This is a genomic window from Chryseobacterium sp. FH2 (genome assembly GCF_001045455.1).
GTDB lineage: Bacteria > Bacteroidota > Bacteroidia > Flavobacteriales > Weeksellaceae > Chryseobacterium.
Window position 1 is genome coordinate 13228 of record NZ_LFNE01000007.1, and the last position, 25268, is coordinate 38495.

Annotated in this window: 28 protein-coding genes and 1 riboswitch; of the genes, 11 read left to right on the forward strand and 17 right to left on the reverse strand. The window is 33.0% G+C overall.

Features of this window, described 5'->3' with window-relative positions; genetic code table 11:
* Position 1 precedes the first annotated feature (1 nt).
* A complete protein-coding gene (locus tag ACM39_RS11725) occupies positions 2 to 928 on the forward strand; it encodes a malate dehydrogenase (RefSeq protein WP_048511244.1) in 927 nt (308 codons plus the stop codon).
* A gap of 73 nt (positions 929 to 1001) precedes the next feature.
* Here the strand turns inward: ACM39_RS11725 and ACM39_RS11730 are convergent, their stop codons facing one another.
* From ACM39_RS11730 to ACM39_RS11755, 6 genes are all read right to left on the reverse strand, one after another.
* Positions 1002 to 1370 carry a hypothetical protein gene (locus tag ACM39_RS11730; RefSeq protein ID WP_228377105.1) on the reverse strand — a complete coding sequence of 123 codons (369 nt, stop codon included), beginning with the start codon at positions 1368 to 1370 and terminating at the stop codon, positions 1002 to 1004.
* 260 nt (positions 1371 to 1630) lie between these two features.
* On the reverse strand, positions 1631 to 2368 hold the full coding sequence (locus tag ACM39_RS11735; protein ID WP_048511246.1) for an SDR family oxidoreductase: 738 nt from the start codon (positions 2366 to 2368) through the stop codon (positions 1631 to 1633).
* A gap of 71 nt (positions 2369 to 2439) precedes the next feature.
* Positions 2440 to 3024, reverse strand: a complete 585-nt coding sequence (locus ACM39_RS11740) for a TetR/AcrR family transcriptional regulator (protein ID WP_048511247.1) — start codon at positions 3022 to 3024, stop codon at positions 2440 to 2442.
* An 87-nt stretch (positions 3025 to 3111) separates the two neighbouring features.
* The gene (locus ACM39_RS11745; protein ID WP_048511248.1) at positions 3112 to 3645 is read right to left on the reverse strand and encodes a GNAT family N-acetyltransferase; all 534 of its coding nucleotides are present in this window, start codon (positions 3643 to 3645) and stop codon (positions 3112 to 3114) included.
* 10 nt (positions 3646 to 3655) lie between these two features.
* The gene (locus ACM39_RS11750) at positions 3656 to 4450 is read right to left on the reverse strand and encodes a hypothetical protein (protein WP_048511249.1); all 795 of its coding nucleotides are present in this window, start codon (positions 4448 to 4450) and stop codon (positions 3656 to 3658) included.
* Positions 4451 to 4459: 9 nt separating this feature from the next.
* Positions 4460 to 4786, reverse strand: coding sequence for a hypothetical protein (locus ACM39_RS11755; RefSeq protein WP_048511250.1), 327 nt, complete (start codon positions 4784 to 4786; stop codon positions 4460 to 4462).
* Positions 4787 to 5028: 242 nt separating this feature from the next.
* Here ACM39_RS11755 and pafA point away from each other — a divergent pair, with 242 nt between their 5' ends.
* Entirely contained in the window at positions 5029 to 6675 is a 1647-nt protein-coding gene (gene pafA, locus ACM39_RS11760) for an alkaline phosphatase PafA (RefSeq protein ID WP_048511251.1), read from the forward strand.
* Positions 6676 to 6749: 74 nt separating this feature from the next.
* On the opposite strand, the gene ACM39_RS11765 is transcribed toward pafA, so the two are convergent.
* Together ACM39_RS11765 and ACM39_RS11770 are read right to left on the reverse strand one after the other, a co-directional pair.
* Positions 6750 to 7880 carry a hypothetical protein gene (locus ACM39_RS11765; RefSeq protein WP_048511252.1) on the reverse strand — a complete coding sequence of 377 codons (1131 nt, stop codon included), beginning with the start codon at positions 7878 to 7880 and terminating at the stop codon, positions 6750 to 6752.
* The gene (locus tag ACM39_RS11770; RefSeq protein ID WP_228377106.1) at positions 7877 to 9454 is read right to left on the reverse strand and encodes a helix-turn-helix domain-containing protein; all 1578 of its coding nucleotides are present in this window, start codon (positions 9452 to 9454) and stop codon (positions 7877 to 7879) included. Before ACM39_RS11770 ends, ACM39_RS11765 begins: the two co-directional genes overlap by 4 nt.
* A gap of 212 nt (positions 9455 to 9666) precedes the next feature.
* Here ACM39_RS11770 and ACM39_RS11775 point away from each other — a divergent pair, with 212 nt between their 5' ends.
* Positions 9667 to 10980 carry a T9SS type A sorting domain-containing protein gene (locus ACM39_RS11775; RefSeq protein ID WP_048511254.1) on the forward strand — a complete coding sequence of 438 codons (1314 nt, stop codon included), beginning with the start codon at positions 9667 to 9669 and terminating at the stop codon, positions 10978 to 10980.
* Between the two features lie 82 nt (positions 10981 to 11062).
* Here the strand turns inward: ACM39_RS11775 and ACM39_RS11780 are convergent, their stop codons facing one another.
* From ACM39_RS11780 to ACM39_RS11805, 6 genes are all read right to left on the reverse strand, one after another.
* Positions 11063 to 11350, reverse strand: coding sequence for a barstar family protein (locus tag ACM39_RS11780; RefSeq protein ID WP_048511255.1), 288 nt, complete (start codon positions 11348 to 11350; stop codon positions 11063 to 11065).
* Positions 11347 to 11955: a matrixin family metalloprotease gene (locus ACM39_RS11785; RefSeq protein ID WP_048511256.1), complete on the reverse strand. Its 609-nt coding sequence runs from the start codon at positions 11953 to 11955 to the stop codon at positions 11347 to 11349. Before ACM39_RS11785 ends, ACM39_RS11780 begins: the two co-directional genes overlap by 4 nt.
* Entirely contained in the window at positions 11942 to 12436 is a 495-nt protein-coding gene (locus tag ACM39_RS11790) for a ribonuclease domain-containing protein (protein WP_053073324.1), read from the reverse strand. Before ACM39_RS11790 ends, ACM39_RS11785 begins: the two co-directional genes overlap by 14 nt.
* 15 nt (positions 12437 to 12451) lie before the next feature.
* The gene (gene nadE / locus ACM39_RS11795; RefSeq protein ID WP_048511257.1) at positions 12452 to 13246 is read right to left on the reverse strand and encodes an NAD(+) synthase; all 795 of its coding nucleotides are present in this window, start codon (positions 13244 to 13246) and stop codon (positions 12452 to 12454) included.
* A 15-nt stretch (positions 13247 to 13261) separates the two neighbouring features.
* Positions 13262 to 13810 (reverse strand): GNAT family N-acetyltransferase, encoded by a 549-nt coding sequence (locus ACM39_RS11800; RefSeq protein ID WP_185097457.1) that lies wholly within the window; start codon positions 13808 to 13810, stop codon positions 13262 to 13264.
* A gap of 78 nt (positions 13811 to 13888) precedes the next feature.
* A complete protein-coding gene (locus ACM39_RS11805) occupies positions 13889 to 14527 on the reverse strand; it encodes a leucine-rich repeat domain-containing protein (protein WP_048511258.1) in 639 nt (212 codons plus the stop codon).
* Between the two features lie 53 nt (positions 14528 to 14580).
* On the opposite strand from ACM39_RS11805, the gene ACM39_RS11810 reads away from it, so the two are divergent.
* The 8 genes from ACM39_RS11810 to ACM39_RS11845 all read left to right on the forward strand — a co-directional run bounded on the left by ACM39_RS11810 (position 14581) and on the right by ACM39_RS11845 (position 21137).
* Positions 14581 to 15567, forward strand: coding sequence for a gliding motility protein GldB (locus ACM39_RS11810; RefSeq protein ID WP_082140584.1), 987 nt, complete (start codon positions 14581 to 14583; stop codon positions 15565 to 15567).
* Between the two features lie 53 nt (positions 15568 to 15620).
* Positions 15621 to 15947 carry a gliding motility protein GldC gene (gldC, locus tag ACM39_RS11815; RefSeq protein ID WP_048511259.1) on the forward strand — a complete coding sequence of 109 codons (327 nt, stop codon included), beginning with the start codon at positions 15621 to 15623 and terminating at the stop codon, positions 15945 to 15947.
* Positions 15948 to 16036: 89 nt separating this feature from the next.
* A complete protein-coding gene (locus ACM39_RS11820; protein ID WP_048511260.1) occupies positions 16037 to 17176 on the forward strand; it encodes a cystathionine gamma-synthase in 1140 nt (379 codons plus the stop codon).
* Between the two features lie 18 nt (positions 17177 to 17194).
* A complete protein-coding gene (locus ACM39_RS11825) occupies positions 17195 to 17674 on the forward strand; it encodes a nuclear transport factor 2 family protein (protein WP_048511261.1) in 480 nt (159 codons plus the stop codon).
* A gap of 6 nt (positions 17675 to 17680) precedes the next feature.
* Positions 17681 to 18133: a GNAT family N-acetyltransferase gene (locus ACM39_RS11830; protein ID WP_048511262.1), complete on the forward strand. Its 453-nt coding sequence runs from the start codon at positions 17681 to 17683 to the stop codon at positions 18131 to 18133.
* Positions 18112 to 18675: a DinB family protein gene (locus tag ACM39_RS11835; protein ID WP_228377107.1), complete on the forward strand. Its 564-nt coding sequence runs from the start codon at positions 18112 to 18114 to the stop codon at positions 18673 to 18675. Before ACM39_RS11830 ends, ACM39_RS11835 begins: the two co-directional genes overlap by 22 nt.
* A gap of 335 nt (positions 18676 to 19010) precedes the next feature.
* Positions 19011 to 19598: an L-threonylcarbamoyladenylate synthase gene (locus tag ACM39_RS11840; RefSeq protein WP_228377108.1), complete on the forward strand. Its 588-nt coding sequence runs from the start codon at positions 19011 to 19013 to the stop codon at positions 19596 to 19598.
* Positions 19599 to 19715: 117 nt separating this feature from the next.
* Positions 19716 to 21137, forward strand: coding sequence for a CCA tRNA nucleotidyltransferase (locus tag ACM39_RS11845; protein WP_048511264.1), 1422 nt, complete (start codon positions 19716 to 19718; stop codon positions 21135 to 21137).
* A gap of 390 nt (positions 21138 to 21527) precedes the next feature.
* Here ACM39_RS11845 and ACM39_RS11855 read toward each other — a convergent pair whose 3' ends face one another.
* The 3 genes from ACM39_RS11855 to cdd all read right to left on the reverse strand — a co-directional run bounded on the left by ACM39_RS11855 (position 21528) and on the right by cdd (position 25185).
* The gene (locus tag ACM39_RS11855) at positions 21528 to 22568 is read right to left on the reverse strand and encodes a DUF5074 domain-containing protein (protein ID WP_048511266.1); all 1041 of its coding nucleotides are present in this window, start codon (positions 22566 to 22568) and stop codon (positions 21528 to 21530) included.
* Between the two features lie 19 nt (positions 22569 to 22587).
* Positions 22588 to 24414, reverse strand: coding sequence for a TonB-dependent receptor plug domain-containing protein (locus ACM39_RS11860; RefSeq protein ID WP_048511267.1), 1827 nt, complete (start codon positions 24412 to 24414; stop codon positions 22588 to 22590).
* Between the two features lie 33 nt (positions 24415 to 24447).
* Positions 24448 to 24624: riboswitch (cobalamin riboswitch) on the reverse strand.
* A gap of 78 nt (positions 24625 to 24702) precedes the next feature.
* On the reverse strand, positions 24703 to 25185 hold the full coding sequence (cdd, locus tag ACM39_RS11870; protein ID WP_048511269.1) for a cytidine deaminase: 483 nt from the start codon (positions 25183 to 25185) through the stop codon (positions 24703 to 24705).
* Between the last annotated feature and the right edge of the window lie 83 nt (positions 25186 to 25268).

Consider the following 25268-nt stretch of genomic DNA (forward strand, 5'->3'; position numbering starts at 1 on the left):
AATGAAAGTAACTGTAGTAGGAGCAGGTGCTGTAGGAGCAAGCTGTGCAGAATACATCGCAATGAAAAACTTCTGTTCAGAAGTAGTTTTAGTAGACATTAAAGAAGGATTTGCTGAAGGTAAAGCAATGGATTTGATGCAGACAGCATCTCTAAACGGGTTTGATACAAAAATTACCGGAACAACAGGAGATTATAGTAAAACTGCAGGTTCTCATGTGGCTGTTATCACTTCAGGTATTCCCAGAAAACCGGGAATGACAAGAGAAGAATTGATCGGTATCAATGCGGGAATTGTAAAAGACGTTACTGCAAATTTGGTAAAACATTCTCCGGAAGTGATCATCATCGTTGTGTCTAACCCAATGGATACAATGGCTTATTTGGTACACAAAACATCTGGCCTTCCGAAGCACAAAATCATTGGAATGGGTGGTGCGCTGGATTCAGCGAGATTCAAATATAGATTGGCTGAAGCATTGGAAAGCCCAATTTCTGACGTAGACGGAATGGTAATCGCTGCTCACAGTGATACAGGTATGCTTCCGTTATTGAGCAAAGCAACAAGAAATGGTGTTCCTGTAACTGAATTCTTAAATGATGAACAGCAAAAATATGTAATAGAAGAAACAAAAGTAGGAGGGGCAACTCTTACAAAGCTATTAGGCACCTCAGCTTGGTATGCTCCGGGTGCAGCAGTTTCTGTAATGGTTCAGGCTATTGCATGTGATCAAAAGAAAATGATCCCTTGCTCTCTAATGCTTGAAGGTGAATACGGTCAAAACGATATATGTTTAGGCGTTCCGGCTATCATCGGTGCAAACGGTGTAGAAAAAATTGTAAACGTTACCCTTACTGCAGAAGAGCAATTAAAATTTGCTGAGGCTGCAAATGCTGTAAGAGAAGTAAATGGAGATTTGAAGTTTTAATAGAGTAAACTTTATATAAAATGAAGCCTGCACCCAAAGGGTGCAGGCTTCATTTTATATATCGATTTTCAAATTATAAAATGTTACCAGCTCTTCTAATTTTAATCTGAAGAACAATAAAAATAATATAGGTAACAATAAAAATGACTAAAGGGATTTCAAACCCTAAGTAATGAAACTTTTCAAACGAAACTTGAATAAGACGGGATATGATTGGTGAAATCATTAAAATGAAACTTATGATTGATTTTCCATAACTATCTTTCCATTTTACAAGATTTAAAATGATTCCTGCTATACCAAGAATTGCAAAAACTTGATCAATATTTCCAAAACTAAAAAGAGTAACAATAAGCCAGATAAGAAATGGGAGAGGAATCATCATTCCCATTAAAAATATGAAACAGTATGATGTTAGAGAAATAATTTTGAAGATTTTCATTACATAAAAATATAAAAAAGCGTAATAATTTTGTGTATTTTATTTTGGAAATAGATTGTAATTTATTGAAATCAAATTGTGGATAAAAAAGCAGTTTTGTGGATAACTTTTAATAAATTTTAAATTGAAGGTAAAATTATATAAATAAGATCTCGCAGATTAAGCTGATTTACAGATTAGATAAAACGTCTGTATTATTGCTCAATTTGCGAGAATATAAACGAAATATAAATCAGACCTTTTTTCAGGAATGACAAGCTTTAATTATTAAAAGTACTGAACGCTTCTTCTGAATTGGCAAAGAAATTATTGTAAATCAGTTCAGTATTTCCAACCCGAATTTCATAAATGTCTTCCTGAAGTCCTTTTACCAGGCTCTCTGCAACGTCAGAAGCCGGAATTCCGTTTTCTCTTCCTCCGATTTCTACTGAAAAATCTGTATCAACTAAAGGCGGCATCAATTCAAATACTTTTACATGGGTAGTTTTTGCCAATTCATATCTCAAAATTCTCGTGTGGGAGTGTAAGGCTGCTTTTGAATCAGAATATGTTGGAATATAAGAGCCGGGAACAAAACCAACAATAGAAGAAACATTTATAATGGCTGCTTCATTTTGCTGTTTTAATAAGGGCAGAAATTTTTCTGTCAGCCTGATGGGTGCAAAATAGTTAGTCGTGAATTCGGCTAAAGCTTTAGTGTATGTATCAGAATTTTCTGAAATGGTATAGTAATAAGCATGGCCAGCGTTATTGATTAAAATATGTAACCCTCCAAAAGTGGTTTTTACTTCTTCAAAAAGTCTGTCAATATCACTTTCATTGGTAATATCTGCCTGAATAGTAAAAACGTTTGCTAAATCTTTTGCTGCAGCATCTAATTTTTCTTTGTTCCTTCCTACAATGATAATTTTATTAGCCGGGCTTAAAGCTTTTGCTATTTCTAACCCGATTCCAGAACCTCCGCCGGTAATTAAGATGGTGTTGTTTGTAATGTTCATAATTTCTTGTTTGTTAAAATTATTGGTATTATTTTTTTTGTACTGTTTAGTACAAAATTGGTTAAATTTTTTTATTTAAGTAATTTTAAATTAATTTCTATCATCGAACGAAGAATTTCCGAAGAGTTTTCCATACGTCTTGTCACGTGAATTCCGTTCCAAAGATTAATCAAATGCCACGATAAAATTTCAGGTTTTTCGGTGTTTTTGATTTGATTTTTTTCCTGAGCTTCGGCAATTACTCCTGTAAAAAGAACTTGGAGTTTTTTTAATAATTCTGCTGTCGTTTTTTTTATGTTTTCATCCTTTTCAGAAAGCTGCACTAAGGCATTCCCTAGATAACAGCCTCTTTCTTTATCACAATCCGGAGCATCTGCAAGCATTAAAAAAAGTTGTCTGATAAATTCGATTTTATTTTCTGATTTTGAAATTCCGTCACTTAATTTTTTGATAAAGCTTTCTGAAAATTGTTGTATGGAGCGAATATACAACTCCTGTTTTCCTCCTTTAAAAGCCAAATAGAAACTTCCTTTTCCAATTCCCATGGCACTCAGTAATTCATCTGCCGAAGCGGTGTCATAGCCTTTACTTCTGAAAATTTCAGTTGCCTTTTCTACAGCTTGTCCTTCATCGAATATTTTTGGTCTTCCAGCCATGATTTTCTATTTGATAAAGCAAAGATATACAATTGTACTAATTGGTACAAAATAAAATTTTAAATATGATTTATAGCTTTTGTCTATTTAAATTTCAAAACTCATAAACAGAGCTGTTTCTGTAGAATTATCGTAAAGTTTTGTATTGAGTCCTGTAAATTGGAAGCCTGCTTTTTGATAAAATTTTATAGCGGGATAATTGGTGTTTTGTGTTTCCAATTCCACAATTCTACAGCCTAAAATCCGAGCTTCTTTATGGATATTTTTAATTAAATATCTTCCAATGTTCCTACCTCTGAACTTTTCACTAATCAACATATTTTCAATAAAAAGACTGTTGTTCCAGTCTCTGAAATCACAAATAGCCCAACCAATCAATTCATTATTTTCGTAAACTCCAAACGAATGTCCTTGTGTGATAATTTCGTTAAGTTCATCAATATCATCAGAATTTGTTTCCCAAATCTTTTTATAATGCTGATTTTTTTCTCTCAGATTAAACTCGAAAGAATTTTCAATTTCAATGGTTGAAACGCTGAATATTTTATCGGTTTCATATCCATTCAATCCCCAGTTGAGTGTCGGATCACACTTTAATTTTTCAAGTTTTTTTACTTCCATCAGAATTAATTTAACGGTTATTATGGCTGATTATAAATTCTTCATCTACGATAAGCTGAAGATGAGGCCCCTTTGATGGATAATACTTAAACTCTCCGGTATAACCGAATTTCAGATTATATTTTTGGGTGAGAAGCTCAACTTTATGCCCAAAAGAATTAATATTTACAATCTGAATATTTTCTTTGGTTTGTCGTCCGTTGCTGAAAAACAACATTAAGTTAATATGATTTTCAAATTCGCATTCATTATAGTAAAAAACAAAAATATTTTCTTCACGGCAGATTTGAATTAAATCAATCATAAACTTTTTCTTTGAAATTAAAGGCAGGTTGCAGTCAATTCTTAGCGAAAGATTTTCGGCGTTGTATTTTTTGAAATCAGAGCCGATGATTTGAATAAAATTATGCTTTTTCTTATCAAATTTTCCATTCCAATCAGCCTCGAGATTTTTAGTTAATTGGGTTTCAAAACGAATTTCATTATCCATCAAAACGGTATCTTCACTTTGTAATATTTGTTCTATTTCAGAAATCATTTGAAAATGATAATCATAAAGATTGTATTCGCCCGTGTTTATTATAAGTTGATTTCCATTAATTTTGACGTTCAAATAAGCTTTACTATAATTTAATTTCAGATTTTCGAGTTTTATTAAAAGCTGATCAATATTATTTACCGAAACTTTGGTTTCAAGCTCTGCAAGATTATTCACACGACTACCAATTCCTTTTAAAAATTTAAAATATTGAAAATTATATAAACCTTCAGGGAATTTAAAATACCAATAGACTCCTAAAATCATTTTACAGTATTAAAAATCGGTTGCTTTAGAGTTTGTAAAATTTCCTTTGGTAGCATAAATGACAATTTGAATTAAAACTAAAATTAAAATAATGAAAATTCTTCCTATAGCACTTTGGAAAGATCTTTCTTTACTTGTTTCCAGCGAATTGATTTGTTGGATAGAATATCCTTTCAGCATATCAATATTTGTAAAACTATTGATTTTAGAAATTTCAGAATTAATTTCGTCTTCATTAAAGGTTGCTGCTACATTTATCTGATTTGCATTGCTCACAAAGAGCCATCCGAATAATAAAAGTGAAATGAATAAAAGAAATGGTCTGAGTATTTTCATGGTTTAATTAATATTTGAGGGAATATTAATGACTTTGTGTCAGATTCAAATTTAACTAATTTTATTTAAAAATTATAAAAACAAAGAAAATTTAAAATTAGAAGCCTTTAAACTCTTTTCAAAGGTAGACATATTTGATTATAATGTTTTTAAATTACATATAACATTGTGAAATTTAATCAAAATTTCACATTCCAAAACTTTCAAAAGGCGTAAATTTGTTTCCAATAAAATTTTACTGAATGCTTAGGAAAATTTCGATTGCGGCGGTTACTTTTTTGTCCGTAATTACAATCAATGCTCAGAAGAACAAAAATTCTCAATTAGAAAGACCCAAATTAGTGGTGGGTTTAGTCGTAGACCAGATGAGATGGGATTATTTGTACCGTTTTTACAATAAATATGGGAATGACGGTTTCAAAAGGTTGCTAAATACAGGGTACTCTCTGAATAATGTTCACATTCCTTATGTTCCTACGGTTACTGCTTTAGGACACACTTGTATTTATACAGGTTCGGTTCCGGCGATTCATGGGATAGCAGGAAATGACTGGACAGATAAAGAAACGGGTAAAAATGTGTATTGTACAACTGACGAAAGCGTACAGCCAGTCGGAACTACCAATGCTAAAATAGGAAGTCATTCTCCTAAAAATCTCTGGTCTACTACTGTGACTGATGAGTTGAGATTGGCAACGAATTTCCAGGCAAAAGTAATCGGAGTTTCTCTGAAAGATCGTGCCTCAATTCTTCCGGCAGGACATACACCAAATGGAGCTTTCTGGTTTGACGATTCTACAGGAAATTTCATTACCAGTACATGGTATATGAATGATTTACCTCAATGGGTAAAAACCTTCAATTCTCAGAATTTACCGGATAAACTAGTGGCAAACGGCTGGAATACCTTGCTTCCGATCAATCAGTATACGGAAAGTTCTCCCGATAACTCTTCTTGGGAGGGGCTTTTGGGAAGTGCAAAAACACCAACTTTTCCTTACAACAATTTAGCTAAAGATTATCAGGAAAAAAAAGATAATATCCGTTATACTCCTTTCGGGAATACATTGACTTTGAAAATGGCTGAAGCTTCCGTGGAAGGCGAAAAATTAGGAGGTGATGATATTACGGACTTCTTAGCAATTAATTTAGCTTCTACAGATTATGCAGGTCATAAATTCGGGCCAAATTCTATCGAGGTTGAAGATGTCTATTTAAGATTAGACCAGGATCTGGCACAGTTTTTCAATTATTTGGATTCAAAAGTTGGAAAAGGTCAGTATACTGTTTTTCTTTCAGCAGATCATGGTGGAGCGCATTCTGTAGGGTTTTTGCAGGAACATAAAATCCCGACAGGATTCTTCGGTGAAAACAGCCAGAAAGACATTAATCAGAAGCTTAAAGAAAAATTCGGAGTGGATAAACTGATTAACGCAGTTGATAATTACCAGATTTATTTTGACAGAAAATTATTAAATGACAATAAAATAGAGCTGGATGCTGTAAGAGATTTCACCATCAAAGAACTGGAAAAAGATCCTACGGTTTTATATGCTGTTTCTGTAACGAAAGTCCAGGAATCAACAATTCCGGAGCCGATTAAGCAGAGAATTATCAACGGGATCAACAGGCAGAGGAGTGGAGACATTCAGTTGATTTCTCACGATTCTATGCTTCCTCCTTATGCAAAAACAGGAACCACACATAGTGTCTGGAATTCTTATGATGCTCACATTCCATTGTTATTTATGGGTTGGGGAATTCAGCATGGGGAAAGTGATAAAGCTTATAATATGACAGATATTGCACCGACAGTTTCGTCGTTATTAAAGATTCAGTTTCCAAGTGGAAATATAGGAAACCCGATCACGGAAGCAATCGGAAAATAGTATAAAATACACACATATAACAAATCCCTGGCTTAATGGTGTCAGGGATTTTTATTTTTTCTATAAAATTATATTTATGAGCGAATAAGCTCCTGAATTTCTTTTTGGTATTTTCTGTTTTGTTTTTTGACTTTTAAAATAAAATAAAACAAAACAGAAATGATGATTGTTCCAAAAGCTATGACTAACATTTTTATTCGGAAATAATATGTTTTAAGCTCTTCGCTTTTCTTCAAAGTTTCTTTATTATGGTTATTTATCGCCTGATTTATAGATTTTAATTCGTTTTGCTGTCTTTTGAAACGCATTTCAAAGTGTTTTTTATTGTAATCTTGATATAGACTTTGATTTCCCATTGCGAGATAATTATCAGCCATTTCTTTGTAAATTCCTTCGTTCAGGATGAGGTCTTGGGTATTTTTACAAAGATCTTCGGCCTTTATTAAAAGATGTAGGGCTGCTTTATTTTCCCGTTTTTGTTTGTAAACTTCTGCCATTCCCTTTAATGCGAATGCTTCCAGGCTTTTTGCATTATTTTTTTGAGCATAAGTTACAGATTGCAGAAAAGCTTCTTGAGCTTTATCTATTTGATTAAGGTTGAGATAGCAATATCCAATATTGTAGTACACAACGCTCATATTGGCGTATGCTGATTGTTTAGGATTTACTTTTTCGAAATTTTTAATGGAAATTAAAAACTTTTCTAAGGCAATTTCAGAATTCGACTGGCTTTTATAAATCATTCCGCGGATAGCGTAACTTCTTGCAGTCTCAATATGTTTTTCAAAAAGATCATCAGGAAGTTTTGCTAAATATAGATCAGCTTCGTTAAGGGTTTCAAAACTTTTACTGAAAAGTTCCATTTGCTGATATTGAATTGCCACGGAAATCAAAACGCTGGTTTGTGTTTTTAAATCATTAGATTTTTGAGCTAATTCTTTAGCCTTTAAAATATATTGTAAAGATTGATCAAAGTCTCTTTTGGCAATATTTGCGGTGGAAAGAACGATATAGATTTGAATGACTTTATCTATATTTTTTTCTTTTTTTAATAAACTTTTGGCTGTTGCTATAGAGTTGTCGGGGTTATCATAGATTTCCAGGCGAGCCTTTTTTAGTATAACATCAAAAGGAATTTCCTGTGCAGAAATATTAATCCGACAGATTAAAAAAATGAATAATAAGATTTTCAACGCAGTTTTCATGATGTTCTGTTTTTACTGATTTCTTGAATGTAAGCATTGGGAGACATTCCTGTAATTGATTTAAAAACTGTCGTAAACGCACTGTGAGAGGAAAATCCCGAAAATTCTGCTAGATAACTGACTTTATAATTTAAAAATGCAGGATTGGTCTTTAATAAATGAGCAATGTGATTAATTCTTAATTCATTAATGTATCCATTAAAATTTTTTCCTTTGTTTGTATTAATGACCTCGGAAAGATATTTTGTATTGACGCCCATTTGAGCTGAAAGAGTTGAAAGCGACATGTTTTTGTTTAAATAAAAATCAAATTGTTCCCATTCGTTTAATTTTTGCAGAATTTCATTTTCTTTTTCTTTTGAAATTTTATTGGAATCTTTTTCAATGGTTTTTTCAGGAATAACTTCCTTTGGAAGATTTGCCCGATGGGTTTCCTGCCATTTTTTTTGCTTTTCGAAGAATTCGGATTGTTTTTTTAAGTCGTTGTTTGTACTTTTTGCAGTAAAAAGATATATAATTAAAATAATGATAATCGAAGAAAAAATTAAAGTTATAATCCAGAACTGTTTTGATTCATTTTGCTGTTGAAATTCAAGATTCTCATTTTGGTTATTTTCGACTAATCTCACAATATACCGGATTCCTTCTTTTGCACTGGTATCAATTTTTGTACGGATTTCTATATAAAGCTTGTTATTATACTGATATTTTTCGTCATTGTGTAATGCAAAATAATTCTTTGCCAGAGATTCATAAAATTTTACCCTAAGACTGTAAAACTGATTATTTTCGATTTTTGAAAGCCCTTTTTCTAAATTTTCTATTGAAGTTTTATAATTTCCTTTTAAAAAGTAATACCGGGCTAAATTTTCATAGATAAGAGCTTGAAGAAAATTATAATTTGTTCTGCTTTCTACAAATATCAATGTATTTTCAAGAATATGTTTTGCATCTTCCAGTCTATTTTGTCGCATTAAATAAGAGGAAAGGATTACTTTATTTTCGACTCCCAGAATCAGGTTTTCTTCGTTATCAAAACCAAGATAATTATTACTTTTTTTAAGGTTTTCTAAAGCAGCATTGTAATTTCTTTTGATTCCAAAGTTCAATGCCTGCAGTTGGTATAATTTTGCAACAGTAGTTTTTATCTTTATATTGTCACTTTTTAACAGGTTTTTATCAGTTAACAGGTTTGAAATAATTCTTTGAGACTGATTATACAGATCTAGATTCTGATATTGGTCTGCAAGGTTATAATTTGCAAATACCTGCATAAAATAAGAGAGTTTTTCTTTTTCACCAGCTTCATCTTTTTGGCTTGAAATATTCACAGATTTCACATAATCTCCATTCATTGCATAGGCCTGAGAAATTATGTTTCGTAAAACAATCCTATGCTCGATATTCTGATCACTGATCAGAATGCTTAATGAGTAATTGATACAATCATCCGGATTTTGATATAATTTTTGAAAAGCCTTATCTGCTAAAATATTAAAATCAGGACTTGATTGTCCGTGGATGATAATTGAACAAAGAAAAAAGAAACAAAATTGAATGTTTTTTTTTAGCATTTTCCTTTGCAAAAAAATGTTTTTATTATGTTTTTCTTCAATCTTCTTAAAATTTGTCCTCAAAATAAAATGTTTCTATAGTTTTGAATTTTAATTATTTGTACTTTTAGTTCTTTTAAATTTCGTGAATTATATAAGTCAAATCCTTTCGAAATAGTAAATATAATATTAATATTGTTTCCACCAATTCGAAATATTAAATCCAAATATATATGAAAAAAATTTACAAAATGTCAATAAAAACTATTGCTGGTTTTTTCTTGTTCAATTTTTCAGTAATGGATGCGCAGCTGACTGTAATGTCACTTGGAAATTTTACCGTTGGAGGTATTTCCGATAATGGGATTGTAAGTATGCACACAAGTTCCGGAGAGATTTTCAAATGGGACGCGAGTAACGGGTTGGTGCAAATTGGTTCCATTACGAATGGATATCCCGCTGCCGGAAGGACTTTGATTTCCAGTGACGGGACTAAAATTGCTTCTTCAATCACCAACGGCAATACAAATTTTAATGAAATCTCTACTTATAATGTTGCTACTTCGACCTGGACAAATCAAGGAGGATTAGTTCCCACTGGCTGGGACGGTAGTGTAAGTTCTACTTGGGGAATGACTTCTGATGGAAATACAGTTGTGGGTTTAGGCTGGCTTACTGCAGCCAATGCTCACGCTGTAAAATGGAGTTCAGCAACAGGAGTAATAGATTTAGGAAGTATAATACCCGGCAGAAGCTCTAGAGCAAATGCTGTAAATGCTGACGGAACAGTTATCGTTGGCTGGCAGGATGAAGCTGACGGAACGAGGAGCGGTGCCAGATGGGTAAATGGTGTAGAATCTTTTATTACTGATAATAACGGAGATAACGTAGGCGAGGCAGGAGATGTTTCTGCTGATGGAAACACAATCATAGGAGCAAGCCTACCTGAACCTTATGTCTGGAATAGTACCTCCGGGCTTACATACATAACACATCCAAATTCCTCGGTCTTCTTCAGAGGCGGGGCAACGGGAATTTCTGATGATGGCGGAACTGTAATCGGCTTTTTCAGATCATTTCCCGGACCTCCAATGGCTGGAGAAGGCTTTATATGGACTTCTGCAGGAGGGCGTGTAAATTTAAATGATTATGCAACAGGATTGGGAATCAATACACAAGGAGTAACAATGTCTCTTCCTTTGGCAATATCTGGAGACGGAAAGAAAATTGCGGGAGTTGGAACAAATGCTTCGGGACAGATTGTAGGGTTTTATCTTGATATTACTTCTTTCCTTTCTACAAATGAAATATCAGTAAAAAATGATAAAGCTTCTATCTATCCCAATCCTGTGAAAGATATTATTTATATCAAAGGAACAAAAAAAATTGATAAAGCAGAGATATATAACATGGTCGGTCAAAAAGTAAGAACTATTGATTCGGTTGGAAACCAGATTGATGTTTCCTCACTGTCAAAAGGTACTTACGTATTAGAGTTTTTCGTGAAAGGGGAAGTTTCACAAAATTTAAAATTCATAAAGCAGTAAAAATTTAAAAACAACTCATAAGACTTAGACCAGAAAAACTCGCAGTATTGCGAGTTTTTCCAATTTTATTGATAAGTAAAAATTAATCTTCATCTTCATATTGCTCTAGATAATAAGTAAAAGAGAAGTCTTCTACTTGGTCTTCAGCATCTTCAAGTGTTGTCAATAAATCTTCAAAAATTTCCAATTGATCCACACTCATATTTACAAATTCCAAATGAAGAGGCATTTCCAATTCTCCTGTAATAATGTCAGAAAGTGCATCCAAATTATCTCCAAAATAATCCGGAAGGGTAAGTTTTTCCTTCAACTGAGCGTAGAAGTCTTCATAATCTCCAATGTCAGTGAAATCTATATATATTGTTTTCATATCGAACTAAATTTCCAGTTTTTAGTCATTAAAATTAATTTACATTTTCTGCAGAAATCTTTTTCTTCATCAGTCGGATTTTTACCTTCAGCATCCCTCATAAAACATGTTTTTTCGGGACAGTGTTTCAGACCCTGTGTGTGACCTAGCTCATGAATGGCGATTTTAAAAAATTGTTCATCAGATTTTTTATCTAATCTAAATTTTGATGCAACACATGCTTTTCCAGGCCGATATCCTAATCCCATTAGTCCAAAATCAGCCACTTTTCCCTTCGTAGCACTGATATCTTTTGAAGTCAAACCAATTGTTACAAAGCCATCCTGAGTTTTTTCACTCAAATACTTAATGATAGAATCAGCCCTGTATCTATTTCTTGGTTTATAATAGGTATTTTCGGGAAAATCAATAGGTTCAAGAATTTTTACACTAGGATAAACCTTTTTTATTTCTGCCGTTACAAAATTAATACTTTCAGGTTTTAAATCTTTAAAAGGCTGAATTAATATTGTAACAGCTTTTTGTCTTTTCCTATTTTCCTGTTTTTTAGAGCATGAAAATAGGAAAAGACAAAATAGGAGAAAAAAAGAACTACTGTTTTTCAAAACTCCTGTAATGATTTTTAGTCAAATAAACATCACCTTCTTTTGTAAAAATAATTCGGTCTGCATTTCTGTTTCCACAACTGTAATTTACATCAGCTTCAAAATATTTTTTCCCACCGGGCAGATTTTTTTCTCTGTTGCTGAATTGATCTCCACCAATTGCTTTTCCGGGTAAAACTTCACAAAGATTTCTTTTAGAAGGATTCCAGCCTTGTTTTCTTGCTTCATTTTTTGTGATATAATAATCGGGAAGCGTATGTTTTTGCTTTACATAATTGATGACTGTTCTTTCATCAGTTAACTGGTTTATAGTTTGCTGAGAAGATGAGTTTTCTGCATTTACCTCTCCATATTCAACTGTAGTTGTATTCGTTGAATAAGTTTTTTTATCAGCGATAAAATTCTTGTATACATACATTACAGACATCCCAAAAAGAAGCCCTAAACATATAAAAAACAGAGATCTGGTTTTGCTATTCATATAAAAAAAACAAAATTACCCTTCTTTCCAATCCTCAGGAATATCACAAATCGGGATAGGGTTTATTTTATGTAAAGCAGCTTTGTGCATCCTGTCGAAGATGGCAAATACTTCTTTGTCTCTTCCTTCGTAATCCTCTGCAGTTTTTGTTCCGTACTCTTTCTGAATTTTTTCCAATTCAGGATATGTTGCTCCTATTTGATCTTCATCTGTTTTTTCAGCATCCCAAAGTCCGTCTGTCGGAATTGCATTTTGAATGCTTTCAATTAGATTTAAAGCTTTTGCCAATTTGTAAACCTCAGTTTTGTATAGATCTGCAATAGGCGAAACATCAACGCCGCCATCACCATATTTTGTGTAAAAACCAATTCCGAAATCTTCCACTTTATTTCCTGTTCCACAAACCAGAAGACCGTGAAGCTGACCAAAATAATACAATGTCAACATTCTGAAACGGGCTCTTGTATTGGCAAGTGCAAGGTTATTGCTCCATCTCCCTTCAACGTGATCATTTACCACTGTTTCAAAACTTTCAAAAACAGGGGTCAGATTCGTCGTTTTTGCCTGTACATTTGGGAATTTACTTTTAAGATCTGCAATATGTTCCTGAGCACGGTTTACCTGATCTTCTTTTTGACGAATTGGCATTTCCAGCAACAGAACTTCAAGCCCTGTCATTGCGCAGAGTGTAGAAACTACACCGGAATCCACACCTCCGGAAATACCGATTACATATCCTTTTACATTTGCTTTTACTGCATAATCTTTTAGCCAGTTTACAATATGATCTATTACTTTTTGTGTCTGCATTGTATATTTAATTTTTTAGTCTATTTCAAATTCTTTAGGATACTTTACAGTTCCTTTTATGTTTTTTAATGCGTCTTTTGTTAATTCAACAGCCATTCCGTTTTCATCAGGAATATCAATCGGAAAATTGATTCCCAAATCACCTGCTTTTTTATAACCAAATTTTTTGTAATAATTTTCATGGCCTATTAAAATCACAGATTGATACCCCATTTCTTCAGCAATAACATGCCCGAAGGCGATGAGATGGCCTCCAATTCCTTGTTTTTGATATTCAGGCTTTACAGAAACGGAAGCTATAGCCAATGATTCAAAAGAGTCTGAACCATTTTCAATGGTGATTTTTGTAAATAAAATATGCCCCACAAGTTCCTGATGGCCAGTCTCGTCGTTTACATAATCCGCAACAATTGATAATTCCGGAATAAAAATATCTGATTTTCTTAATTTTTCAATCAAAAACTGTTCCTGATGATTACTTTTGTCTCTTGTTATAAAGGCTTCTTCAATAATCTGAAAAACCTTTTCATAGTCTTTTTCTTCTTCCTGCCTTAACGTTATCATTAGTTTGAAAAATATTTTTCGCGTTTTAATTCACATAAAAAAAACAAATTCCGTATGTCTTGGTTTTTAAATTATAATTTATTGCTCTGTTCCGAAAATTGTTGGATTGCTTTTTGTTCCTTTTTTGATGTCAGTTTCTTTCATTTTATTGCCACCAACATTTAGGGTTTGTAAACCAGGGTTTCCGGAAATATCCAGCTTTTGAATTTGATTGTGTTCAACGTTTAATTTTCTTAAATTCTTTAATGAACTTAGATCAATTGTCTTTAGCTTATTTAAAGATATGGTTAATTGATCAATTCTTGGAGTTGCTTTTAATGAAAAATTTTCAATAGCATTGTTGTCAAGATACAATGAAGCTAAACTTTTAAGATTTTCTCCGTTGAAAGTCGAGATCTTACAGCCGGTACAAGAAAATAAATCAAGCTGATCTAAATTTTTTACCGTTACGATAGGAATTGGATTATCATCCAGAACAATCATTTTTGTATTGGTAAAAAGAGCTAAATCGTCTGTAGAAGTAATATTTTTTTTGACTAAAAATAAGTTTGAAATCATATCGGCTTCAAATTTATCAAGGGCACCATTTTTGTTTAAATCAAAATTTTCAAGAACTGCTTTTTCAAAATTTTTATCCTTGAATTCCAGTTTCTGGGCTGAAAAAAATGCTAACGTCGAGAACATGCAAAGTGCTGTAAATATTTTCTTTTTCATCATGATGTTTGTATTTATAATCCTTATTTTTGTGAATCAAATTTTTTGTAAAAATAATGAAGATTTTTAGAATTATTGCGCTTTCTCTCATTTTAGTTTTAGGTTTGAATTCTTGTAAAAAAGAATCTCAGAATCAATGGAATGTGGAAATTAAAAATCCTGCGGAAAAAATCGAAGTTACCGATATTTCGAAAGAATTTTATGATCAGAATATTCCTTTAGAACAGTTTAAAGCAAAATTCCCATGGTTTCAGGGCACTGTTTCTGATGCTGATTTCGGGAAAAGAAGGGCAGATGATGGAGAAATAAAGATTTATAAAGAAGCCATTGCCAAAATAGATCAGAAAAAACTTCAGAAAGATCTTCAGGAATTATTTTCGCATATCAAATATTATTTCCCACAATTCAAAAGCCCAAAGGTATTTTTATTCTCTTCGGCTTTGCAGATGGTACAGGATCCAATCTTTTATGATCCGAAAGAAAATTTTTTATTCATAGACGTTACTGGTTTTATGGGTGAAAATAATGCAAACTACAAAGGTTTGGAAATGTATTTCCAGAAGTCTATGAACCCTCAGAATATTGTTCCAAAAGTTTCACAGATTTTTGCAGAAAATGCTGTTCCTGACTCACCCGATCATCAGAAATTTATTGATCAGTTGGTTTTAAACGGTAAAATAATGATTCTTCAGGATGCTTTTTTACCCAATTTTCCGGATTATCTGAAAATGAATTATACGCAAAAGCAATATGATTGGACAGTTGCCAACGAGGCTAATATTTGGAATTATTTTGTGGAAAACAATTTGATTTTTGGGGATGATCACAGATTAATTGAACGTTTTATTTCGCCGGGACCGTTTTCAAAGTTTTATACTGAAATTGATAACGAATCTTCACCGCAAGTAGGAATTTTCACGGGATGGCAGATTTGTAAAGAATATTTCAGGCAAAAACCGGATACAAAATTACAGGACTTCCTGAAAATGGATGCTACAACAATTTTTAATCAGTCAGGATATAAACCAAAATTGAAAGAATAAGTTAAAAATTTAGACCTCAGAAAAAGTAAATTATTAGAAATATATAGAAAGTTATGAGAAAAACTCAGATAACGATAGATGTAGAGCTGGATGAAAATCACATTCCGGAAAATATGACCTGGAATGCACAAGATGGGGGCGTTGAAAAAGAAGATACAAAAGCAGTGATGATTTCTGTGTGGGACGAAAAAGCAATGGAAGCATTGAGGATCGATCTTTGGACAAAAGAAATGCCCGTTGACCAAATGAAAATGTTTATTCACCAGATTTTTATTTCTTTGGGAAATACGTATCAGAGAGCGACAGGAGAAGAGGATGTTGCACAGTGGATTGAGCAAATGGCAGAAGAATTTGCTGTAAAGTCTGCTATCAAAATGTAAAAAATAATAAATATAACAATACTAAAAGGTTAACAATATAATAATCATTGGCAAACCGGTAAATTGATACATTGTAAATTATACAAATTATGAATTTTAATACAAAAGTTATCCACGGAGGACAACATCACGAATCTGCAACAGGTTCTGTGAACGTTCCTGTGTTTTTAACATCTACATTTGCGCAAAAAAGTCCGGGAGTACATTCCGGGTATGAATATTCAAGAGCCGCAAACCCTACAAGACAGGCTTTGGAGGACTCTTTGGCAAGCATTGAAAACGGCGCGAGAGGTTTAGCTTTCGGTTCGGGTTTAGCTGCAATCGACTGTGTTCTGAAATTGTTGAATCCTGGTGATGAAGTAATTGCAGTTGACGATTTATACGGAGGAACATACAGAATGTTCACCAGGCTTTTTGAAAAATACCAGTTGAAGTTTACATTCGTAAATTTTGATGATGTTTCTAAAATTGCTGAGGTTATCACAGATAAAACTAAATTAATCTGGGTTGAAACTCCAACAAACCCATTAATGAAACTAGTTGATATTAAAGCTGTTGTGGAAATTGCAAAAAACAAAGATATCTTAGTTGCAGTTGACAATACTTTCGCGACACCCTATCTTCAGAGACCAATCGACTTGGGAGCTGATATCGTAATGCATTCTGCTACAAAATATTTAGGTGGTCACTCTGATGTTATCGCGGGAGCTTTGGTGGCGAAAGATGCTGAATTGGGAGAAAAACTTCATTTCATCCAGTTTGCGAGTGGTGGAATTTTAGGGCCTCACGATTCTTATTTAGTGTTGAGAGGAATTAAAACATTGGCATTAAGAGTTCAAAGACATTCGGAAAACGGATTGGCCGTGGCAAAATATCTTGAATCTCACCCTGCAGTTGATAAAGTAATTTATCCGGGATTGGAATCTCACCCACAATATGAATTGGCAAAATCTCAAATGAAAGACTTTGGAGGAATGGTTTCTTTCACTTTCAAATCTGGTAAAAAAGAAGATGCAATTAAATTCTTAGAAAAAGTGAGAGTTTTCACTTTGGCTGAATCTCTTGGTGGGGTAGAATCTTTGGCAAACCATCCGGCTTTGATGACACACGCTTCTATTCCTGCTGAAAAACGTGCTGAACTGGGAATTACAGACGATCTGGTTCGTTTAAGTGTCGGAATTGAAGATGCAGAAGATCTAATTGCAGATTTGGAAAAAGCTTTTTCTTAATATTTTAAATAAAACATAATGAGAAAGATTCAAATTTTAATTGTTTTGATTTTGAGCCCATTTGTATATTCCCAGGTGAAAACGACTGATGAATTGTATAGAACGGCTAAGAAATTGGATAGTTTGGTATTCGATATCGGATTTAATAAGTGTGATCTTTCTCATTATGATTCCATAGTCAGTGATGATTTGGAATTTTATCATGATAAAGGTGGAATTACTTCAGGGAAAGAAGCTTTCACCGCTTCTATTAAAAATAATATCTGTGGTAATCCAAATAAAGTAAAACGTGAATTAGTTCCAAACAGCATGCAGGTATATCCTTTGTACAACAATAATGTTTTGTATGCTTTTATTCAGGAAGGGGAACATGATTTTGCTGAACTCTATCAAGGAAAATGGAACAAAGGCAGCCGTGCAAAATTTACTATTCTTTGGATTTTGGATGGTAAAAACTGGAAAATGAAACGTGTTCTGAGCTACGATCATCATTTATAATTATTAATGAAAAATATAAGAAAAGCTGTCATTCAGGATTTACATCAATTGGCAGAACTGTTTGATCAATACAGAATTTTTTATCTTAAAGATTCCGATATTTCTGCAGCCGGAAATTTTCTGAAAGAGAGGATTGAGAATAGAGATTCCGAAATATTTGTAGCCGAAAGCAACGGTGAATTGGTAGGTTTCGTTCAGTTATATCCCTTATTTTCCTCTACGAGAATGAAGCGGTATTGGTTGCTGAACGATTTATATGTCAACGAAAATCATCGCGGGAAAGGTTATTCAAAAGAATTGATTGAAAAAGCCAAAGAATTGGCAAAATCTACAGACGCTTGCGGAGTCCTGCTTGAAACAGGAAAATCCAACGATATCGGAAACAAATTATACCCAAGTTGTGGATTCGAGATTTATGATGAAGTAAATTTCTATGAATGGACAAATCCGGAAAATTAGATATCACTCATTACCAATTACTTATAAATCATATTAATATGACTGATTTTCAAAAATATATCCAGAGATATTTAGATAATATTCCATCTGAAAATTGGCTGGAAGAATTGAAAATTTCCGGTGAAAAAACGGTAAATGTCTATTCAAGGCTTTCAGAAGAACAATCACATTTTGCTTATGGGGAGGGGAAGTGGACATTAAAAGAATTACTTTTGCATTTATCTGATACAGAACGAGTTTTTCAATACAGAATTCTGGCTTTTGCAAGAGGTGATGAAAATCAGCTTCCAGGTTTCGACGAAGAAATTTATGCTGAAAATTCTTTTGCCAATGAAAGAAGTTTAAAATCTTTATTGGAAGAATATAAGTTGGTTAGAAATTCTTCTCAGGTTTTATTGGAATCTCTTCGTCTGTCAGTTTTAAACAACATAGGAATAGCCAACGGAAATCCAATTTCTGTAGAAACCATCGGGAAACTGATTGTTGGCCACAATTACCATCATTTGAATATTATTGAGGAAAGATATTTGCCGAAATTGTAAAGTTTTTTTATTTTATTGTCATTGCGAGGAGCAATAGCGACGAAGCAATCTTTAAGATTATTAAAAATATACTGTTCTTTATACAGGTGTGACATTAAACTTACTCAGAAGAGTTCAGGAGCATAAAGGGAAATTTCATGAATTGAGTTTTACTTTAAAATATAACCTTAATAAATTGGTTTATTGGAGTCTTTTTAAGAAATAGGAAAAGCAATTTTTAGGGAAAAGCAAATTAAAGCAGGTTCCCGACAGAAAAAAACTAAATTTAATAAATTCATTTACAGGAGGAGAGATTTAACCGAAGATATCAGGGATATAATGGATCCTTTCTGAGATTGCTTCGTTGCTATTGCTCCTCTCAACGACAGAAAACAATGGAAAACATCATCAATATACTAAAATCCGGAGGAACTATCCTTTACCCCACGGATACAATCTGGGGAATTGGTTGTGACGCAACAAATATAGAAGCAATTAATAAAATTTTTGACATTAAGAAGCGTGAAAAAAATAAATCCATGATCATCTTAGTGGAAACTGAAAAGAGGTTGCAGGATTTGGTTGACGTTCCGGAAATGGCATGGGAAATTATCGATTTGAGTGAAAAACCTGTTACGATTGTTTATGAAAATCCAAAGGGCTTACCAAAAGAATTATTGGCAGAAGATGGAAGTATAGGAATTCGTTTGATAAAAAATGACTTTTGTAAAAAATTAATTACAAAATTGAATAAACCATTGGTTTCAACTTCAGCAAACTTTAGCGGTCAGAAAAGTCCTCTGAAATTTTCTGATATTTCTTCTGAAATTATTGATTTGGTAGATTATACCGTGGAAGAGGATCGTGAAAAAATATCAAAATATTCCGGATCCTCAGTGATAAAAATCTGGAGTGACAACAGAATAAAGGTCCTGCGTGAATAAAAGAAAAGATTTTAATTATCTTTGCAAAATCATTTAACCATTAGGGCGTTAAGAATATGAAGTCAAACGGCTTGATAAACTTGATTTCTTAATGGTTTTACATTAAATAACAAACACATGTTCATTAATCTTAATCAAAATAAAAATTTAAAGCTTTTCAAAATAATTTCAGAAGTTGCAAGCAGAAATAATCAGTCTGTTTATATTGTCGGGGGGTATGTCCGGGATTTACTAATGAAGAGAAAGGCTTCTACAGATATTGATTTTGTTACTGAGCAGAGTGGAATCGAACTTGCCCAAAATGTTGCTAAGGAAATAGATCCTAAATTAAAAGTTTCTATTTTTAAAACATACGGAACAGCGATGATCAAATATAAAGATTTAGAGCTTGAATTTGTTGGAGCCAGGAAAGAAAGTTATTCCGAAAACAGTAGAAAGCCCAATGTTGAAGGAGGAACACTGGAAGATGATCAAAAAAGAAGAGATTTTACTATTAATGCGATGGCAATTTCTTTAAATAAAGATAATTTTGGAGAATTGATTGATCCTTTCAGCGGAATTGATGATTTAGGAAAAAATGTCCTTAGAACACCCTTAGAGCCAGCTCAAACCTATTCTGATGATCCTTTAAGGATGATGAGAGCAGTTCGTTTTGCTTCAACTTTACAGTTTGAGATTGAAGAAAATTCTTTAGAAGCAATCAGGCAGGAAGCAGAAAGAATTAAGATTGTTTCTATGGAAAGAATCATGGTTGAATTTAATAAAATCATGCTTTCCCCAAAACCTTCTGTTGGTTTAATATTGATGGAGCAAACAGGGCTTTTAAAACTTATTATTCCTGAATTGATTGATTTAAAAGGGGTGGAAGAGGTTGAAGGTCAGACTCATAAAGATAACTTTTACCATACATTAGAAGTGGTTGACAATATTTGTGAAAACACAGATAATCTTTGGCTGCGTTGGTCAGCATTACTTCATGATATAGGAAAAGCTCCGACAAAAAAATTCGTTGAAGGAACAGGCTGGACTTTTCACGGACATGAATTTTTAGGCTCAAAAATGGTAAAAACACTGTTTCAAAGATTAAAATTGCCGTTGGGTCCAGATATGAAATATGTTCAGAAAATGGTAAAGCTTTCATCCCGTCCAATCGCATTGATTACAGATGATGCTTCTGATTCTGCATTGAGAAGATTGTTGTTTGATGCCGGAGAAAATTTAGAAGATTTATTTACACTTTGTAAGGCAGATATTACAACGAAAAATTCAAAAAAACAGGAAAAATTCAAGAAAAACTTTGAATATGTTGCCGTTAAAATAAAAGAAGTTGAAGAAAAAGATCAGGTAAGAAATTTTCAACCGCCAATTTCCGGCGAAGAAATCATGGAAATGTTTAATTTGAAACCGGGGCGAGAAATCGGAATTTTAAAGGAAAAAGTGAAAGAGGCAATCCTTGAAGGTGAAATTTTAAATGAAAAAGAAGATGCCACTAAATTCGTGATTGCAGAAGCAGAAAAACTGGGTTTAACTTTAGCGTAAATATTTTTAGGAGCATTTGATTATATAATTTTAAGCATCATTTTCACTTTCGACATTGGAGTTTGGAAATACAACATAATGAAAGAGAGCAATTGGATATTTTATCTGATTGCTTTTTCTTTATTCGGAATCATATTACCAGTTTTTTCAATGGATTTTGAAATACAGAAAACTGTAAATGGTCAACCATTTGTAGATAATTTTACCCTTATTTATACTTATTTTAGGTTTCCCGTTTGGTGGCTGATGGGTATTTTTGAAGTATTTTATTTGAAATATATTATAAAGCATTGAAATGAAATCCGGGCGGTTTCGAAGAAACCGCCCGGAAAAAAAACACAAATGATGAAAAAAAATAAAAAATTTATGTTTTACACTTTTAGCGTATAATTATTGATTTAGGAACGTTCCGTTAGAACCTTTTCCTGCATTAAATTTAGAGATTATAGCTCCTGTACTTGCAGAATAAACAGTGATTTCGCTGTCTTGCGTGAATCCTTTAATGTCTGATGTAAAAATTCTTCCGTCTACAACAGTGAATCCGTAAAGCGTTAAATAAGGTCCTCCGTCTACTGCATTAAATAATGGAGTAGTAGGAACTGTTGTTGAGTTCATACTCATTGAATACACCTTGTTTGAAGAGCTGAAATAATATCTGTTATTATCAATCTGAAGATTTGTGGCATTCGGGATTCCTGTCAATACCTGTGTTTCTGTAACTCCTGTAGTTCCGATTTTGTAGATATAAGAATCGGTAGTACCCCCAGCGATAGCATAGATTTCAGAATTGTAAGAAATCATTTTATTGATATCTCCATTCGGAACTGTGAATTCAGTTTTGCTGTTGTTTGATGTGTTGATGTAGGTGAATTTGTTTCCATAACCTCCGGATGCATTTTGTACAAATACATTTTGCCCTGCAGTTAATATTGTTTCCACATATTCGGTAAAATCAATTTTACTTACATATGATAAATCGGAAATTTTATAAATGCTTACATATTTATTAGTACCATAATCATTGTTTGAAACGTAGATATTCCCGTTTGCAAAAGTCATACTTCTTGGCTGCAGAATATGATCTGTGATTTCAGCCACTTTTGTAAAGTTATAACGGTTTACTACAACAATTTTATTAGAATTGTTTACTACCAAAAAAGCATTGTTTCCATTGAATGCAATCATTTGAAGGACATCTCCCAAAATAGCATTATTGTTATTGAAAGCATAGATATTATCCTGTTTAAGAGATAAATCTCTGGTTACAAAAGTCACACTTGCATTTTTATCATTGAATTTTCCTTCGTTTGAAATGAAGTACCCGTTTTCATATGTGATTGCAGTAATTTCATTGTCATTATCGCTGTTGCACGAAATATTGAAAACTAATGCAAATGCAAAAAATAAAGTTAAAAGTCTGGTAAATTTCATATATATCAAGTTTTATTTTTTAAAAATTTATTGTGGCGTAAACGCTGTAATTTCTCTTTGGTAAAGGATAAAAAGAAACCGTTTTATAATATGTATCCGTTATATTGTTTACTTTAAATCCTAAAGTATATTTTTTCAAAACCGCCGCTGATATGCCTGTGTTTAAAACAAAATAAGAATCAATAGCCTCTGATTTTTTTTCGTCACTTGTCGTATAAGTTAATCCATTGAGTATTCCCTGAGCAAAAAATGTAAGGAAGCGATATTCGTAACTAACATTCATCATACCTCTGTGCAGTGGAATGTAGGGCTGTTGATTTCCCGTTTCTTTGTTCGTAGATTTTGCATAGTAATACCCAATATTTGCTTTAATGTGGTGGATGCCAACTTTTTTACTGTAACTCAATTGAGATTCTAAACCGTAGGATTCTGCTTTATTGACATTGAAAGCCTGCCAGTATCCCATTGCTGTCGGTAGCCATACAATAAGATCTGCAATATCCATATAATAAGGAGTTAAAGTAAGTTTAAAATTACCGGCTTTAAACTCATTGGTCATATCAACCTGAGTAGAAGTTTCCGGTTTTAAATCTTTATTTCCTCCGGGTTCGTAGTAAGTATCATTGAATGAAGGATATTTAAAGTTTTTTGAAACATTAAAACTTATATTATACCAGTTTGTAGCATTCCATTTTCCTGAAAATGAGTATAAAACAGGTGAATCAATGTCTTCAACAAAATCTTTTTTAATCCCACCTTCAAAACGTACATTTTTTGTTGCATAATATCTCAGCAATCCTGCAATAGAGCCTACATTTCTGCTTATATTTCCGATTCCTGACTGATAACCTTCTCCTTTATTGACCTGAAACTCGCCAATTACATTCACATTTAGTTTCGGAAGAATGAAATAATTAAAATCATTTCTGAAAATGTAATTTTTTCCCGTTCCTCCACTGGATTTCGGAGCATTCACATTATTGAAATACTGGAAATTTTCCTCCGTGTAAGCTGCTTTTAAGCTGTTCGAAAGTTTATTGGTATTAATATCCCATACAATTAAGCTTCTTGTACTTTGAGTTTCATATTTGGTTTTTGTTTCGCTTTCCTCATAAATAGGGAAGTGCTGCGACGAATCATAAAACTGGCTTTGCCAGGAAATTTTCTGATTTTTAGCAATTTTATAAGAAATTCCGATATTCAGAGAGGTGTTGTAATAATTTCCGTTTCTGTTGATATATTTAAGGTCGTCAACCTTATAATCATTCTCACTTATTGAATAATTTCCGGAAACTTTAAAGCTTAATTTATCATTACTGTAAGAAGCTTTTGCAAAATTATTATATGTATTAAAAGAAGCAACTTCTGAAAAAAGAGAAGCATTAAAGCCCTTGTTAAAATTTAAATCATTATTCAGGTGAATACTTCCCCCGATTGCTGAACTTCCGTAGATTACACTTCCGCCACCGGCCTTTACTTCAATTTGATCAGCCCCAAATAAAGGAAGATTGTTAATATCACCCTGTCCTAGAAAAGTGGAGTTGATATTAATTCCGTTCCATACAAAAGCGGTATGTCCTGCTAAAGTTCCCCTGAAAGATGGCGAAGAAACTGCCCCACGTCCATTTTCTTTAATAAAAACCTGTGATTGAAAGCGTAAAAGTTCGGAAAGGTTTGACGAATTTTTTTCTGCATCCTCAGACGTAATGGTTGTTACCTTGTGAAAAAGCTTAACTTTATTCATTTGGTTATCAAAAACATAAACAGTATCTATGGTTTTCTCCTGTGAAAAAAGAAAACAACCATAAGATGAAAAAAGCAGAACTAAAGATCTTTTTATACCCATTTACTAATTTACTTTTCCTCCGAAAGCAATATGTTTTTTAATTATAATTTTGGCAGGTCTCCTGACTTTCGCTTTTCTACACCTTCCCGTTTGCACAGTGGTTTTTCGTAGGAATTTTGATTGCGATTTACAGTTGCGGGGACAGTTTGGGTATCTCACCCAATTCCCTATTATTCCAAAACACTGGAAACCAAAATTTTTGCAAAGATAAAGTTTATTCAGCTGAAATACAAAATAGTAAAGAGCTAAATCAAAAAATACCTGATTTAGTAACTGAGCTTTACATTATCAAAGAAATGTAGCGTCAAAATAAAAAGGTAACAAATCCTTTATGGCATGTACTTTTACAACCTCTTCATTCATACTTGAGAAATAAAGATTGATATTTTCGTTTTGCTTTGTTTCATATTCCATTAAACTCTGTCTGCAAGCACCACACGGTGGAATTGGCGGATTCTTCTCATGAAGTTCTTTTGGGCCCCCAACAACAAAAATCTTTTTCACTTTCACGTCCGGAAAGTTGGCAGCAACCCAAAAAAGAGTCGTTCTTTCTGCACAAAGTCCGGAAGGATAGGCTGCATTTTCCTGATTGTTCCCGGTATATATTTCTCCATTTTCAAGCAAGACAGCACAGCCGACAAAAAAGTTGGAATAAGGCGCATAAGCCTTTTCACGAGCTTGTTTTGCTCTTTCAAATAATTCTTTTTCGACATCAGTCAGTTCGCTGTTATTTTTAAAATATTCGTAACTGATTTGAGTTTCTTTTTTCATATATTGTGGATTAAAAAAAGGGGGATAAAATTAGCTCTTTTTAATCAGGTGGGCAATATTATTTTATTCAGGATATTTTAATT

What these genes read in the sequence shown, in the direction of transcription:
- ACM39_RS11830 (WP_048511262.1), top strand. Translation starts at nt 17,681, where the DNA reads ATGAAAAATATAAGAAAAGCTGTCATTCAGGATTTACATCAATTGGCA.
- ACM39_RS11770 (WP_228377106.1), bottom strand. Translation starts at nt 9,454, where the DNA reads ATGCTAAAAAAAAACATTCAATTTTGTTTCTTTTTTCTTTGTTCAATT.
- ACM39_RS11755 (WP_048511250.1), bottom strand. Translation starts at nt 4,786, where the DNA reads ATGAAAATACTCAGACCATTTCTTTTATTCATTTCACTTTTATTATTC.
- ACM39_RS11780 (WP_048511255.1), bottom strand. Translation starts at nt 11,350, where the DNA reads ATGAAAACAATATATATAGATTTCACTGACATTGGAGATTATGAAGAC.
- ACM39_RS11740 (WP_048511247.1), bottom strand. Translation starts at nt 3,024, where the DNA reads ATGGCTGGAAGACCAAAAATATTCGATGAAGGACAAGCTGTAGAAAAG.
- ACM39_RS11855 (WP_048511266.1), bottom strand. Translation starts at nt 22,568, where the DNA reads ATGAAATTTACCAGACTTTTAACTTTATTTTTTGCATTTGCATTAGTT.
- ACM39_RS11835 (WP_228377107.1), top strand. Translation starts at nt 18,112, where the DNA reads ATGGACAAATCCGGAAAATTAGATATCACTCATTACCAATTACTTATA.
- ACM39_RS11790 (WP_053073324.1), bottom strand. Translation starts at nt 12,436, where the DNA reads ATGAATAGCAAAACCAGATCTCTGTTTTTTATATGTTTAGGGCTTCTT.
- ACM39_RS11735 (WP_048511246.1), bottom strand. Translation starts at nt 2,368, where the DNA reads ATGAACATTACAAACAACACCATCTTAATTACCGGCGGAGGTTCTGGA.
- ACM39_RS11860 (WP_048511267.1), bottom strand. Translation starts at nt 24,414, where the DNA reads ATGGGTATAAAAAGATCTTTAGTTCTGCTTTTTTCATCTTATGGTTGT.
- ACM39_RS11750 (WP_048511249.1), bottom strand. Translation starts at nt 4,450, where the DNA reads ATGATTTTAGGAGTCTATTGGTATTTTAAATTCCCTGAAGGTTTATAT.
- gldC (WP_048511259.1), top strand. Translation starts at nt 15,621, where the DNA reads ATGAGAAAAACTCAGATAACGATAGATGTAGAGCTGGATGAAAATCAC.
- ACM39_RS11725 (WP_048511244.1), top strand. Translation starts at nt 2, where the DNA reads ATGAAAGTAACTGTAGTAGGAGCAGGTGCTGTAGGAGCAAGCTGTGCA.
- ACM39_RS11730 (WP_228377105.1), bottom strand. Translation starts at nt 1,370, where the DNA reads ATGAAAATCTTCAAAATTATTTCTCTAACATCATACTGTTTCATATTT.
- ACM39_RS11765 (WP_048511252.1), bottom strand. Translation starts at nt 7,880, where the DNA reads ATGAAAACTGCGTTGAAAATCTTATTATTCATTTTTTTAATCTGTCGG.
- cdd (WP_048511269.1), bottom strand. Translation starts at nt 25,185, where the DNA reads ATGAAAAAAGAAACTCAAATCAGTTACGAATATTTTAAAAATAACAGC.
- nadE (WP_048511257.1), bottom strand. Translation starts at nt 13,246, where the DNA reads ATGCAGACACAAAAAGTAATAGATCATATTGTAAACTGGCTAAAAGAT.
- ACM39_RS11775 (WP_048511254.1), top strand. Translation starts at nt 9,667, where the DNA reads ATGAAAAAAATTTACAAAATGTCAATAAAAACTATTGCTGGTTTTTTC.
- ACM39_RS11800 (WP_185097457.1), bottom strand. Translation starts at nt 13,810, where the DNA reads ATGATAACGTTAAGGCAGGAAGAAGAAAAAGACTATGAAAAGGTTTTT.
- ACM39_RS11825 (WP_048511261.1), top strand. Translation starts at nt 17,195, where the DNA reads ATGAGAAAGATTCAAATTTTAATTGTTTTGATTTTGAGCCCATTTGTA.
- ACM39_RS11745 (WP_048511248.1), bottom strand. Translation starts at nt 3,645, where the DNA reads ATGGAAGTAAAAAAACTTGAAAAATTAAAGTGTGATCCGACACTCAAC.
- ACM39_RS11810 (WP_082140584.1), top strand. Translation starts at nt 14,581, where the DNA reads ATGAAGATTTTTAGAATTATTGCGCTTTCTCTCATTTTAGTTTTAGGT.
- pafA (WP_048511251.1), top strand. Translation starts at nt 5,029, where the DNA reads ATGCTTAGGAAAATTTCGATTGCGGCGGTTACTTTTTTGTCCGTAATT.
- ACM39_RS11845 (WP_048511264.1), top strand. Translation starts at nt 19,716, where the DNA reads ATGTTCATTAATCTTAATCAAAATAAAAATTTAAAGCTTTTCAAAATA.
- ACM39_RS11820 (WP_048511260.1), top strand. Translation starts at nt 16,037, where the DNA reads ATGAATTTTAATACAAAAGTTATCCACGGAGGACAACATCACGAATCT.
- ACM39_RS11805 (WP_048511258.1), bottom strand. Translation starts at nt 14,527, where the DNA reads ATGATGAAAAAGAAAATATTTACAGCACTTTGCATGTTCTCGACGTTA.